The following is a 12,500-nucleotide window of genomic DNA, read 5'->3' on the forward strand; positions in this document are numbered from 1 at the left end:
TCTGGTCCGTGACGTATCGAGAACTCCTCCGAGACCTTCGACGATCCCGCCGGCGTGCAGGCCGGTGGTTGGTGATGCTCCCGATCGCGATCGTGGCCATCGTCTCGAGCCCATCGGGGTACGGACCGGCGGCCGCCCGCCCGTCGTCGTGCGACCGCCCGGTGGTCCTCGTCGGCGAGGTCACCTCCGACACCGCATCCCTGGCGGGCCTGCGCCGCGATCTCGACCGAGCCGGTATGTGCGTGACCGTCCTCGACTACGGGAGAACTCCTCTCGCAACAGATCTCGCACGCGCCGGCGGGCCGCGGTTGAACGGCCTGAGGTCACTGGAGGACTCGGGCCGCGAGCTGGTCGGCCCCCTGCGATCGACGAGTCCCGACCGACCACTGACCGTCGTCGCGCACGGCGGTGGCGCGCTCGCCGTGCAGTACGCGCTGACCCATGGAGTCCCCGCCGGACGCGTGGCCCGGCTCATCACCCTCGGCCCACTCTGGAACGGCACCGGGATCGCCGGGCTGGCCGACATCGAACAGATCAGTCGCCGCCTGGGCACCTACGACACCGTCCTGCGACTCGAGCGCCCGATCGTCGACCCGATCTGCGCGAGCTGCCGACAACTCGTCACCGGCTCGGACTTCCTCGTCGCGATGCGACGCACCGCGTTCCCCACACCCGGCGTGGCCTACGTCGACATCGTCTCCCGCACCGACGGTCTCGCCGGCGACCCCCGCACCTCCACCGCACCGGGGTCGCGCGTCATCGTCCTGCAGTCGATCGACCCACGGGCGAACGTCGATCATTTCCGACTCCCGGCCGATACCCTGGTGCGATCGCTCGTCGTCGACAACACACGCGGGTGATCCCATGTGACCGCGAGCGAAAGCGAGAGATGTGACCACCGCCGGGTCGACAGGGCGCAAGACCCCACGGCTCAGCGCCGACGACTGGATCGCGGCCGCATTCGACCTGCTGACCGACGAGGGTGTCGCGGCGGTCAAGATCGTCACCCTCTGTAAGCGGTTGCGGGTCACCAAGGGCAGCTTCTACTGGCATTTCGCCGACATCAACGGATTGTTCGAGGCCATGTCGGCGGCGTGGACCGCCGAGTCCGACGCCTATCTGCGCGGCCTCACCGAACTCGGCGCCGCACCGCCCGCCGAACGTATCGAACAGATGACGCGACGCCTCGTCGACCACCAGACGTGGGCGCGGGAATCGGCCGTGCGCGAATGGGCTCGCACCCACCCGGTCGTCGCCGACGCGGTCGCGCAACTCGACAACCGGATCTTCGAGGTCGTGCAACAGACCCTCACCGAACTCGGGCTGACCCCCGAGGACGCCCGCATCCGTGCGGGACTCCTCGTCTACGCCGGCATCGGCTTCGTCGAGAGCAGGGGAAGTCTTCCCACCCCCACCCCCGAGGACATCCACAAGATGATCGAGGTCATCTTCACCTGACCCGGCGCTGAGCCCCTACGCCAGTCGGATACCCGGCCCTCACGCCAAGCGGGTGATCTCCACCACGACATCGAGGTCGGTGGCACCGCCACCGGTGTAGATCCCCTTGAGCGGCGGCACATCCGAATAGTCGCGGCCGATTCCGACCGACACGTGCTGCTCGTTGATCGGGACGTCGTTGGTCGGGTCGTACCCCCACCACGCGCCGGTCCACGCCTCGATCCACGCGTGGCTCTGGCCCTCCACGACGTCATCGATCTCCGCGTCACGGTTCGGGTGCAGATACCCCGAGACGTAGCGGGCCGGGATGCCCAGGCTGCGCAACATCAGCAGCGTCAGGTGCGCGTAGTCCTGACACACACCCTTGCGCTCACTCCAGGCGTCGACCGCGCTCGTGTGCACGCCGGTGGTACCGGGTACGTACTGCATCTCGGCGTTCACCCAGCTGCAGATCGCGACCACCGCCGCCTCGGGATCGAGTCCCTTGGCGAGCTTGCGGGCGGTCGCGGCGAGCGGACGGTTGCGCGGGACGTAGTCGGTCTTGCCCAACACCTCGTCGAAACGGTCGATCACGTACTCCGACTTGAGATCGTCCCAATCGGTCTGCTCGGACTCGTTCGGGCGTTGCCCGGCCTCGGTCTCGACCACCGATGACCCCGACACCTCCAGCTCCTCGTGCGGCGCATGGAGATCGAACGCCGTCACCGCGGTGCCCCAGTAGTCGGTGTAGCGGTAGGAACGGGTGGCCGGGACGGTCTCGACGCGGTTGACGATGACGTTCTGTCGGTTGTCGCTGCGCGGGGTCAACCGCGCCTCGTTGTACGACGACGTCACCGGCGCGTTGTAGGCGAATCCGGTGGAATGGACGACCCGCAGACGCCAGCTCACAGTTCACTCTCCTCGATGAAGTGCTCCTCGGCGGAGCTCGCGCGCACGTCGGCCCACGCCACATAGGGCGAGACGTGGAAATACTGCAGCGTGACAGCCTCGTTCAGGTCGCGGCACGCCTCCTGCAGGGCCAGCAGTCGATCCTGCAGATCGTCGAGCAACAGGCCCGGCTGCATGAACTCCAGTGAGCTGCGGGCACGTCCGAGGACGCGCTGGGCCTCCGCGCGCGCACCCACACGACTGTTCGGGCGGTTGTCGAGTTCCATCAACGACTGCTCGGCGAGCGTGATCGCGTGGAACACCGACCGCGGGAAGAGCCGGTCCAGCAACATGAACTCGACGACGCGACTCGCGTCGAGAGCGCCGCGATAGGTGCGCAGATACGTGTCGTGCGCCCCGGCGGACCGCAGGACCGTGACCCACGCCGGCGAACCCGACCGGTCCCCCGCTCGCGACAGCAGCATCCGGACGGTCATGTCGACCCGCTCCACAGAGCGCCCCAGCAGCAGGTAGCGGTACCCGTCGTCGCGGCTCAGCGTCGCGTCCGCCAGCCCGGCGAACATCGCCGCACGGTTCTTCACGTACGAGAGGAACTCGTACGGACCCAGTTTGCGTGCCGAGCGCTCGGCCTCCGACAGGCCGTTGTAGGTGGTGTTGAGGCACTCCCACATCTCACTGGAGGTGACCTCGCGTGCGCCGCGGGCGTTCTCGCGCCCGGCGGCGATGCAGTCGACGATCGAGCCGTGGCCCTTCTTGTCGTAGGCCACCCGCTCGGTCAGCGACCACACGTCGAGTTCGACGTCGTCGTCGGGAGCCTCCATGCCCAACACCTGCAGCACCAGCCGACAGGTGCGGTCGGGGTTGACCGTGGCGTCCTCGAGCAACTGGTGCACGGCCACGTCGAGGATGCGCGCGGTGTCGTCGGCACGCTCCACGTATCGACCGATCCAGTACAGCGACTCGGCATTGCGCGCCAACATCATTCGGAGACCCCCTGCGAACCGAACCGGGTCTGCGACCGGCCCTGTTGCTGTTGCTGTTGTTGCTGTTCCATCGGATTGGCCGTCGCCTCGGGACCCTGCTCGGTCTGCTGAGCGGGCGGGAGGTCCTTGCCGCTCACCAATTCGTCGCCGCCGAGTTCGCGTTCGGACTCCGACGCACGCGACGCGAGCACCCAGGTGTCCTTCGATCCACCACCCTGGCTCGAGTTGACGACCAGCGACCCCTCCGGCAGCGCGACACGCGTCAACCCGCCGGGCAGGACCCACACCGACTCACCGTCGTTGACCGCGAAGGGCCGCAGGTCCACGTGGCGCGGCTGCAGCCGGTCGCCGATCTTGGTCGGCACGGTCGACAACTGCACCACCGGCTGCGCGATCCAGCCGCGCGGATCGGCCCGCACCTTGCGGGCCAGCACGTCGAGTTCGTCGCGCGTGGCGTCGGGTCCGAACACGATGCCGTAACCACCGGAGCCCTCAACGGGTTTCACGACGAGTTCGTCGATCCGGTCGAGGACCTCCTCGCGCTCGTCGTCGAGCCAGCACCGCAGTGTGTCGACGTTGCCGAGGCTGGGCTTCTCGCCCAGGTAGTACTCGATGATCTCCGGCACGTAGGTGTAGACCAGCTTGTCGTCGCCGACACCGTTGCCCACCGCGCTCGAGATCACCACGTTGCCCGCGCGGGCGGCGTTGAGCAGTCCCGCCACCCCCAGCATGGAGTCGGGCCGGAACTGCATGGGGTCGAGGAAGTCGTCGTCGATGCGTCGGTAGATGACGTCGACGCGCTGCTCGCCCTGGGTCGTGCGCATGTAGACGACGTTGTCGCGGCAGAACAGGTCGCGACCCTCGACGAGTTCGACGCCCATCTGCCGGGCGAGCAGTGAGTGCTCGAAGTAGGCCGAGTTCGCGACACCCGGTGTCAGCACCACTACGTTGGGATCGGCCTCGTTGAACGCGGCCGAGGCGCGTAGCGCCTTGAGCAACTGGCTCGAGTAGTCCGCGACGGCCCGCACCCGATGGCTCGAGAACAGGTCGGGGAACACGCGCGCCATGGTGCGGCGGTTCTCCATCACGTACGAGACGCCCGACGGCGACCGCAGATTGTCCTCGAGCACACGGAAATCGCCCTGCTCGTCGCGGATCAGGTCGATCCCGGCGACGTGGATCCGGACGCCGTTGGGGGGCTTGATGCCGACGGCCTGCCGGTGGAAGTGCTCACACGAGGTGACCAGACGCTTGGGGACGACACCGTCGCGCAGGATCTCCTGCTCGCCGTAGATGTCGTCGAGGAACATCTCCAGCGCCTTCACACGCTGGGTGATCCCCCGCTCCAACTTGGCCCACTCGGTGGCCGAGATGACCCGTGGCACAACGTCCAACGGGAACGGCCGCTCCTGGCCCGAGAGCGAGAAGGTGATGCCCTGATCGACGAACGCGCGCCCGAGGGCGTCGACACGGTTGTTCAGGTCGGCGCGGTCCGACGGCGCCAGCGCCTTGTGGATGCCCTTGTACGGTGCGCGCACCTCGCTGTTCGCATCGAACATCTCGTCGAAGGCGTTCTCGTACGGGCCCTTGGAGTAGCCGGAGAAGATACCGGTCGCACCGTTCGCGGTCTTCGCACCCGACTTCTCGATACGGCCGTTCTTCGGGCCGACCGACCGACGCGCCGCCGGGGCGCTGCTCGGCTTGCGGTCGGGGGCGGCGATCTTGCCGCCCTTGGCGGCCGGCGACGCCTTCCTTGCGCCGGACGCCGATGCCTTGGTGGGACGCTGTCGTCCGTCCGAGGACCGTGTGTCGGTGTTCTCGGAGGAGGTTCCGGGGCTCATAACCAACCATGTTGCCCCACATGGGCCGAGTCGGCAGGAGGTTGCCGCCGACGCGGGGGTCGCGTCGCAGGTGGACACACTGTTCGCGGTGCCGTCACCGGGCGCGGCGGCGCAGCGCGAGTGCCGCGGCCCGTCGCCGACCGCCGCGGACGACGGCCCCCAGCCGGGAGCGCGCACCGCGACGGTGTGCCGGCATCGGCATCGTCGCGAGGATGCGCGCCAGGGCGGCGGTCGCCACCTCGAGGGTCTCCTCCGGTGTCGGTTCACCCGTCGCGCCGGTGTCGGTGGTGGGTGCGACCCGGAGATCGCCGGTGTCACCGACGATGTCGAATCCGGCATCTGCGACGGCGGCGATCATCGCCTCGGAACGCTCCGCCGCCCACCGGGACTGGTCGGCGGTGAGGGTCCGGCCGTGCCGGTCGACGCTGTCGAACAGGATGTCACCGATGAGGTGCCGTTTGACGGCCCACTCGTACCGGTCCCACGCGACGGTGTCGGGTTGTAGGTGGGTGTTGAGTCGGCGCAGCAGTTCCACCTGTGCCGGGGTGAGAGCGGCATTGCTCGGCGGCACCGGGACGTCGAGGTCCGCGCCGTCCACCCCGAGAACCGAGGTGAACCGATCCCACAGCGACGCCGCCGGGCCGGACCCGGATGGCGGCACCGTGACCAGATGGACCCGTTCGGCCGGCAGTCCGTCACCCCACGTGCGCAGGATGCGCACGAAATCCTGGAACTCCCAGAACGGTTCCTGCTCGTCGACCGGGTCGTGGCGCAGCGATCCGATGAACTCGTCGAGAGAGCTGGTGTGCTGGTTCTTGACGTTCTCCTGCCACACCGACGGCAGCTGTCGCGCGAGATCACGCACGGTCGCGACGACGTGGACGTCGGCGAAGTCGAGATCGGCGAGAACACTTCGCACCTGATCGGACGTGGCCGTGGAGAACAGCTCGTGCGACACCAGCGACGTACCCGGCCAGGCCCGCATCTGGGCGACCATGCGCCCCCAGGCGTCGGCGTGCGCCGGGTCGACCCAGTCGAGGTAGCGCTCCGGCTGCAGGTGCACCGCGGCGTGGAAGTGATCGCTCATCTCCACCCCGGGGTAGAGCAGACCACCGACCCGCAGGGCGGTGTCGCGGTTGCGCCACAGTCGGTCCTGAAGATAGGTCGTGCCCGTCTTGGGCAGGCCCACATGGATGACGACGGTGGGACGGCTCATCGGGGCGCGACCCACAGGGTCCGCACGGCGTGGTCACCCGACACGGCGAAAGCGGTCGAACCCGGGGAAAAGGACATCGCCCTCGACTGTATCGGACACTCCGGGCCCCTCCCGGGGGCTGCGCGGACGCCGCGCGGATTTGGGTGGTCACCGCGGCGTGCGGTAAAGTCCATCGCTGGTGCTCACGACGTGTCCGGCTGGTCCGGAGAGGTCGGCGAGAGCAGGTGAGGGATCACCACATTCTTCGCAGTACGACACAGAGATTTCCGTAACTGATGCGCATCCCGTGGGGCGCCGCATCGAAGATCAAGAGGTAGTGACGCGTGGCAAACATCAAGTCGCAGGTGAAGCGCAACAAGACCAACGAGGTCGCCCGTCGGCGTAACCAGTCGGTCCGGTCGGCGCTGCGTACCGCGCTCCGTAACTTCCGCGCGGCCGTCGACGCCGGCGAGAAGGAGAAGGCGACCGAGCTCCTCGCCGCCACCGGCCGCCAGCTCGACAAGGCCGCCAGCAAGGGTGTCATCCACGCCAACCAGGCCGCCAACAAGAAGTCGGCCATGGCGCTCTCGCTCAACAAGCTCTGACGCGCCGCGACGCACCCTCGCCGGGTGCGTCGTCGGCGGGTACGACCCCGGATGGTGCAGGTCCGACCGTCCGGGGTTTTTCGTGTCCGGACGGCGCGGTGACACCTAGCGGCGGGCTCCCGACGGCTTGAGCTCGGCCACCTCGACGACCGCGCGCTGCAACGCGTAGTCGGCGTTGGCGGCCTGCCCTTTCACGTCACCGTTGAGGACCGCGACCACCGACATCGCCCGCGCGATCGACGGCGCATCCCAGGCCTGGGCCTGCGACTGCACCTTCCGCACCCGCCACGGCGGCATGCCGAGTTCGGCGGCGGCGGAGTTCGCGTCGCGACCGCCCACACTCTTCACCCGGGCGATGCTGTGCACGGCCTCCGCGAGCGCATCGGCGAGCAGCACGTGCGGGACGCCGTGATGGCCGGCCCACGCCAACGCCTCCAGCGCCCCGGCTCGATCACCGGTGACCGCGCAGTCCGCGATCTCGAACCCCGTGACCTCCGGACGACCCGAGTAGTAGGTGGCGACCGCGGCGGCGTCGACCTTGCCACCGGTGTCGGACACCAGCTGACTGCATGCGGCGGCGAGCTCCCGCAGATCGGCGCGAACGGCCTCGACGACCTGGGTGACGACGTCGCCCGAGACCCGCACCCCGTGGGACGCGAACTCCTTCTTCACGAAGTCGATGCGGTCGCCGACGCGGGTCGAGCCCACGCAGTCATGGGTGCGTGCACCGGCCTTGCGCAGCGCCGCGACCATCGACTTCGCCCGGCCACCACCGGAGTGCACCACCACCAGGGTGATGCCCTCGGGGAGCTCCTCGGCCGCCGAGGTGACCGCCGCCGCGGGTTCCTTGCCGGCGTCGCCGGCCGCCTCGACGACCACCATCCGTTCGTCGGCGAACAACGACGGGCTGAGCAGCTCGGCCAGTTCGTGTTCGCTGACGTCACCGGCGCGCACGCGGGTCACCGGCAGGTCGGCGCCCCCGGCCGCGGCGATCGCCTCGGCGCGGACGGCGGCCGTCGCGCGTTCGACCAGGAAGTCGTCGTCGCCCAGCAGCAGGTGCAGTCGGTCGCTCACGCCGGTCATGCTGCCAGACCGCTGTGACATGAGACCAACAGCGGACAGGAGACCATCGACGCTCCCCCGGCGGCGACCCCCGTGCCGACCGCGAGACCGCGCGGGCGACGGACCGCACCGCAAACACGACGACCAGGACGACCACGGCCGCCAGGGCGGCTCCCCCGACACCGTCGGGCACGGCGATCGTCGCCCCGGGGACGCGCGCGGCGACGTCGGCGACCCGGACCATCCACCACAGCGACGGCTCGCACAGACGGACCAGGACCGCCGCGGTGACGGTCGACACCCCGGCCACCGCCGCGGCGAGGGTCCCCAGGACGGTGATGAGCGGAACCGCCGGGGCGACGGCGATGTTGGCGAGCACGCCGACCGGCCCGAGCGAACCCGCGATCATCACCACCAGCGGGATGGTGACGATCTGGGCGGCCACCGCGACCGCGAGGAGTTCGGCGAGTACACGGGGACATCCGCGGTCGCACAACCAGGTTCGTATCGGCGGAGCGAGCGCGATGAGACCCGCCGTGGCCGCGACCGACAACGCGAAGCCGGGATCGACGGCCATCGCGGGCCAGATGATCAGAACGCCCAGGACCGCCACGGCGAGGGCAGGCACGGCGGCCGTTCGCCGCTCGGCGACGAGCGCGATCAGACCGACGAGCCCCATCAACGCCGCACGCACCACACTCGGCGACGGACGCACCACCACGACGAAACAGCCGAGCACCACCATCGTGAGGAGCGCCGCGGGTGTCCGCGGCGTTCCGCAGACCCGCAACACGAGCAGCACCGCACCGGCGATGATCGCGAAGTTCGCTCCGGACACGGCGAGAAGGTGCGTCAGTCCTGCGGTGCGGAACTCGTCGACGACGTCGTCCGGGAGGCCCTCGGTGTCCCCCACCACAAGACCGGGCAGCAGTCCCGACTCGGCGGCGGGCAGCTGCCGTCGGGCGAGTTCCGCCAATCGCGTGCGGACCGCGGTCGCCCAGATCTGGTGGCGCGGTGGCGGGGCCACGGCCCGGGGCGGCGTGGTGGTGCGCAACGCGGCGGCGGTGAGGTCGGACCGATAGGGACGGTCGACCGCGACGACGGCGACCGCACGCTGGCCCGGGACCAGATCGGCCCATCCGTCCTGCGGCGCGGTGAGTGTCGCGGCGACCGGGGCTCCACCGGAACGCACGGGAGCCGCCCGCACGGCGATCCGCACCCGGGGTGGTCCCGGACCACGCAGGGTCCGGGCGTCGTCGACGACGGTCACCGCGGCGGTCACCTTGTGGCCGACGAGTTCCGGTGCAGCCATGGGGCTTGCCGCGACGTACGCCGCACGGATCGTGATCGCCGTCCCGAATCCGGCGGTGATGCCCGCGGTGGCGACGAGGATCAGCACCACCTCCGCCACCGCCGGTCGCAGACCGCCTCGGCGCACGGCCATCGCACCGACACCCGCGACGACCCCCGTCATCGCGGTGACCGATCCGGTGACCGTCGGTGGAGCGACGACCCCGACCACCGTGACGGCCCAGCACCCCACGGCCGGGGCGATCAACCGGAGGTCGGTGACCGCGGGCGCGGTCTCCGGAGACGACGCTTCGGCGGCGACGGTCGTCACCCCGCACCGACGGTGACTCGGTCACGCAGCTTGGCGAGACGTCCCGGACCGATGCCGTCGACCTCGGCGAGCTGGTCGACAGAGGTGAATCGTCCGTTGCGCGTTCGCCATTCGATGATCGACGCCGCGGTGACCGGCCCGACGCCGGGCAGGGTGTCCAGCGCCGCCTCGTCGGCGGTGTTGAGGTCTACGGTTCCCGCCGATGCGCCCGTCCCGGCCGCGCCCGTCGACGGCGCCGTTCCCGCCGTGGCCTTCGGCGACCGATCACCGGGCGTCGCGGGTGACGACGCACCACCGCCCGACACCACCGCACTGCGCAGTCGCGTGCCGCCCGACGGGTCGGCGAACCCGACGAGGATCTGGTCTCCGTCGCGCACCGGTTGCGCCATGTTCAGGCTCAGGAGGTCGGCTCCCGGGCGGCCACCACCGGCCGCGGCGATGGCGTCGGCGATGCGGGCGGTCGTCGACAGGTGCACCAGACCCGGCGTCCGCACGAGGCCCACGACACTCACCACCATGGCCGCGCCGCCGGCGGTGGGCGCGTCGGTCGGAGAGGATCGTGCTGTGCGCGAGGGATTCTGGGCGGCGTCACCCGCGGTGGTCCGACCGGACGGTGCGGCCGCCCCCGCACTCGACGGGAACGCGACGACCGTCGGGACGTCGTCCGACGAGCCGGAGACGACCGTGTAGACGGTGACCACGCACGCGAGCACTCCGACGACCACGAGCGCGATCGCCGCCGGCGGCGCCATCAGCAACCCACGGCGACGCCGACCTCGGGGCCGGGACCGTGGTGTGGCGTGCGAGGTGTCGGCGTCGAGGTCCAGGGCCGGGTCGAGCCACCGCGGCGTCGCCGGCTGATCCCAGCGGGGTGATCGCCCGTGGTCGGGCGTGTCGAACTCGCCATCGGGGTGCCGCGTCGGGTCGTCGGGTCCGGCCGGCCATTCGGTGACGCGATCAGGGTCGTCGAGGTCGAGATCGGGGCCCGACACGACGTCGTCGCCCAACCTCGCCCACGGCGCCGCGGGAGACTGCAGGCGCGCGAGACCATCGCCGCGACGCGGTGACCGGGAGCTGAGTGCCATGGCACGACGCTAGGACCGGCGCATGCACCCAGAACGTTCGCGACGCGACGCGACCGCCACAGCTGTGGATGACCGCGCAGCTGTGGACGGAGCCGTCAGGCCGGGGTCTCGTACCCCTCGACCGGATCGAGCTCGGTGCTGATCACCACGCCCACCGCGCCGCTGCCGACGTGGCTGCTGAGCACCGGACCCATGTCGGAGGTGATGACGGAGACGGTGCGCACCCGTTCACTGATCCGGGCCACGATGTCGGCGGCGGCCTCGGGTGCCTCACAATGCAACACGCCGATCGTGGCGGGGCGACGGTGGGTCGCGGCGACGGCGGCGTCGACGAGTTTGGTGACCGCCTTGCTCAGGGTGCGTTGACGTTCGGCGACCACGAGCGTGCCGTCGACCACCCGCAGCACCGGCTTGATCGACAGCGCCGACCCGAAGAGCTTCGTCGCCGCACCGATCCGACCGCTCGCGCGCAGGTTGTCGAGCTGCGCGACGCAGAGCAGGGTCTCGCTCGTGGACCCGGCGCGGATGGCCGCCTCGTACACGCGATCGAGGTCCGCGCCCGCGGCGGCGGCCTGCGCCGCGGCGATGGCCGCGAACCCGACGGCGAGACCCACCGACCGTGAATCGACCACGCGAACCCGGCCGGGGAACTGTTCCGCGGCCACCCGCGCCGAACCCCACGTACCGCTCAGTCGCCTGCTCATCAGCACCGCCACGACACCGTCGTCACCGCTGTCGGCGACCGCTTGTTCGAACGCGGCGGCCAGATCCGCGGGCACGGCACCGGAGGTGGTGGTGGTCGGGTCGTTGTAGATCTCGGGACCGATGTCGTCGATGTCCTCGGACAGATTGAGGTCGCCGTTCATCACGTGCAGCGGGACCTGACGGATGTCGTAGTGCTGACGGATCGGCGCGGGTAACCGCGCCGAGGAATCGGTCACCACCACCACGGTCACGCCGCCCAGCGTAGGGGGCCCGCGTCAGCGGGGTGTCGGCGGTGCCGAGACCGTTCGATCGTCCCCCGTCGCATCGCGCACGGCGTCGGTCACGAGGGCACCGATCGCGGTATGGCACGCGAAGCCCCAGTGGATGCCGTCGGGGTTGTGGTCGGCGGCGATCATCGCCACCGGTCCGGCGTCGCGGTCCTCGGCGGCGAAGTGCGCCGCCGTCACCGGATAGAAGTCGACCGTGGGCAGTGCGTGGTCGGCCGCCCACCGTCGCATGGCGCTGGTGTGACGGGCGCGCGCGCTGTGCACGAACCCGTAGTACGGGCTGCTGTGCGTCGAGGGCAGACACAGGATGATCGGCAGATCGGGTCGCACCATCGCCAACGCCGACCGGATCTTCTCGAGGTACTCCACGGTCACCGGCGCCGGCAACGCCACCGGCCACCCGAGAGGAGACAGCAGCGGCTGCAGCCGGCCGTACGCGGCACGCACCGCCTGCCGCAGCCACGCCGGTCGCAGGTACCGGATCTGCTCGCGCACCGCGGTCGGCAGCGGCGAGGGCAGCGTGTCCATGCCGCCGATCGCGATCACCACGACACGGGCCGTCGGGATCGCCGCCCAGATCCGCGGATCCTGGGTGATCGCCCACCACACGTCACGGGTGGTCCACCCGATCCGACCGAAGAGCTCCGACCGCAGCCCGACGCCCTCGGCGGCGATGGTCGGCCAGATGCGTGGATCATCGGCGGGCAACCCGCCCTCGGGTCCGTAGTAGGCGAGTGAATCCGACAGCACCAGCATGCTGTCGCCGCCGC

At 70.2% G+C, this 12,500-nt stretch carries 12 protein-coding genes; 3 read left to right on the forward strand and 9 right to left on the reverse strand.

The window, feature by feature from the left end; translation table 11 throughout:
* Positions 1–74 precede the first annotated feature (74 nt).
* Together OG579_RS05250 and OG579_RS05255 are read left to right on the forward strand one after the other, a co-directional pair.
* Positions 75–860 carry an esterase/lipase family protein gene (locus tag OG579_RS05250; protein WP_328858339.1) on the forward strand — a complete coding sequence of 262 codons (786 nt, stop codon included), beginning with the start codon at positions 75–77 and terminating at the stop codon, positions 858–860.
* 31 nt (positions 861–891) lie between these two features.
* A complete protein-coding gene (locus OG579_RS05255) occupies positions 892–1,458 on the forward strand; it encodes a TetR/AcrR family transcriptional regulator (protein WP_328858340.1) in 567 nt (188 codons plus the stop codon).
* A gap of 39 nt (positions 1,459–1,497) precedes the next feature.
* Here OG579_RS05255 and OG579_RS05260 read toward each other — a convergent pair whose 3' ends face one another.
* The 4 genes from OG579_RS05260 to OG579_RS05275 form a co-directional block, all read right to left on the reverse strand.
* On the reverse strand, positions 1,498–2,346 hold the full coding sequence (locus tag OG579_RS05260; protein ID WP_055790214.1) for a transglutaminase family protein: 849 nt from the start codon (positions 2,344–2,346) through the stop codon (positions 1,498–1,500).
* Positions 2,343–3,329 (reverse strand): alpha-E domain-containing protein, encoded by a 987-nt coding sequence (locus tag OG579_RS05265; protein WP_045823200.1) that lies wholly within the window; start codon positions 3,327–3,329, stop codon positions 2,343–2,345. The genes OG579_RS05260 and OG579_RS05265 overlap by 4 nt, the downstream gene beginning before the upstream one ends.
* A complete protein-coding gene (locus tag OG579_RS05270) occupies positions 3,326–5,170 on the reverse strand; it encodes a circularly permuted type 2 ATP-grasp protein (RefSeq protein ID WP_328858341.1) in 1,845 nt (614 codons plus the stop codon). The genes OG579_RS05265 and OG579_RS05270 overlap by 4 nt, the downstream gene beginning before the upstream one ends.
* Positions 5,171–5,264: 94 nt before the next feature.
* Entirely contained in the window at positions 5,265–6,386 is a 1,122-nt protein-coding gene (locus OG579_RS05275; RefSeq protein ID WP_328858342.1) for a sulfotransferase family protein, read from the reverse strand.
* A 323-nt stretch (positions 6,387–6,709) separates the two neighbouring features.
* Between OG579_RS05275 and rpsT the strand changes: the two genes are divergently transcribed.
* Entirely contained in the window at positions 6,710–6,970 is a 261-nt protein-coding gene (gene rpsT, locus OG579_RS05280; RefSeq protein ID WP_328858343.1) for a 30S ribosomal protein S20, read from the forward strand.
* Between the two features lie 105 nt (positions 6,971–7,075).
* Here the strand turns inward: rpsT and holA are convergent, their stop codons facing one another.
* The 5 genes from holA to octT all read right to left on the reverse strand — a co-directional run bounded on the left by holA (position 7,076) and on the right by octT (position 12,486).
* Entirely contained in the window at positions 7,076–8,026 is a 951-nt protein-coding gene (holA, locus tag OG579_RS05285) for a DNA polymerase III subunit delta (protein ID WP_328859164.1), read from the reverse strand.
* Positions 7,911–9,653: a ComEC/Rec2 family competence protein gene (locus OG579_RS05290; protein ID WP_328858344.1), complete on the reverse strand. Its 1,743-nt coding sequence runs from the start codon at positions 9,651–9,653 to the stop codon at positions 7,911–7,913. The genes holA and OG579_RS05290 overlap by 116 nt, the downstream gene beginning before the upstream one ends.
* Positions 9,650–10,738, reverse strand: a complete 1,089-nt coding sequence (locus OG579_RS05295; protein ID WP_328858345.1) for a ComEA family DNA-binding protein — start codon at positions 10,736–10,738, stop codon at positions 9,650–9,652. Before OG579_RS05295 ends, OG579_RS05290 begins: the two co-directional genes overlap by 4 nt.
* A 95-nt stretch (positions 10,739–10,833) precedes the next feature.
* Positions 10,834–11,694 (reverse strand): DegV family protein, encoded by an 861-nt coding sequence (locus OG579_RS05300; protein WP_328858346.1) that lies wholly within the window; start codon positions 11,692–11,694, stop codon positions 10,834–10,836.
* 24 nt (positions 11,695–11,718) lie between these two features.
* Complete coding sequence (gene octT, locus OG579_RS05305) at positions 11,719–12,486, reverse strand: diglucosylglycerate octanoyltransferase (RefSeq protein WP_328859165.1); 768 nt, start codon at positions 12,484–12,486, stop codon at positions 11,719–11,721.
* Between the last annotated feature and the right edge of the window lie 14 nt (positions 12,487–12,500).

It is taken from the genome of Williamsia herbipolensis (genome assembly GCF_036153515.1).
GTDB classification, from domain to species: domain Bacteria; phylum Actinomycetota; class Actinomycetes; order Mycobacteriales; family Mycobacteriaceae; genus Williamsia_A; species Williamsia_A herbipolensis.

What these genes read in the sequence shown, in the direction of transcription:
- OG579_RS05250 (WP_328858339.1), top strand. Translation starts at nt 75, where the DNA reads ATGCTCCCGATCGCGATCGTGGCCATCGTCTCGAGCCCATCGGGGTAC.
- OG579_RS05265 (WP_045823200.1), bottom strand. Translation starts at nt 3,329, where the DNA reads ATGATGTTGGCGCGCAATGCCGAGTCGCTGTACTGGATCGGTCGATAC.
- OG579_RS05270 (WP_328858341.1), bottom strand. Translation starts at nt 5,170, where the DNA reads ATGAGCCCCGGAACCTCCTCCGAGAACACCGACACACGGTCCTCGGAC.
- OG579_RS05275 (WP_328858342.1), bottom strand. Translation starts at nt 6,386, where the DNA reads ATGAGCCGTCCCACCGTCGTCATCCATGTGGGCCTGCCCAAGACGGGC.
- OG579_RS05295 (WP_328858345.1), bottom strand. Translation starts at nt 10,738, where the DNA reads ATGGCACTCAGCTCCCGGTCACCGCGTCGCGGCGATGGTCTCGCGCGC.
- octT (WP_328859165.1), bottom strand. Translation starts at nt 12,486, where the DNA reads ATGCTGGTGCTGTCGGATTCACTCGCCTACTACGGACCCGAGGGCGGG.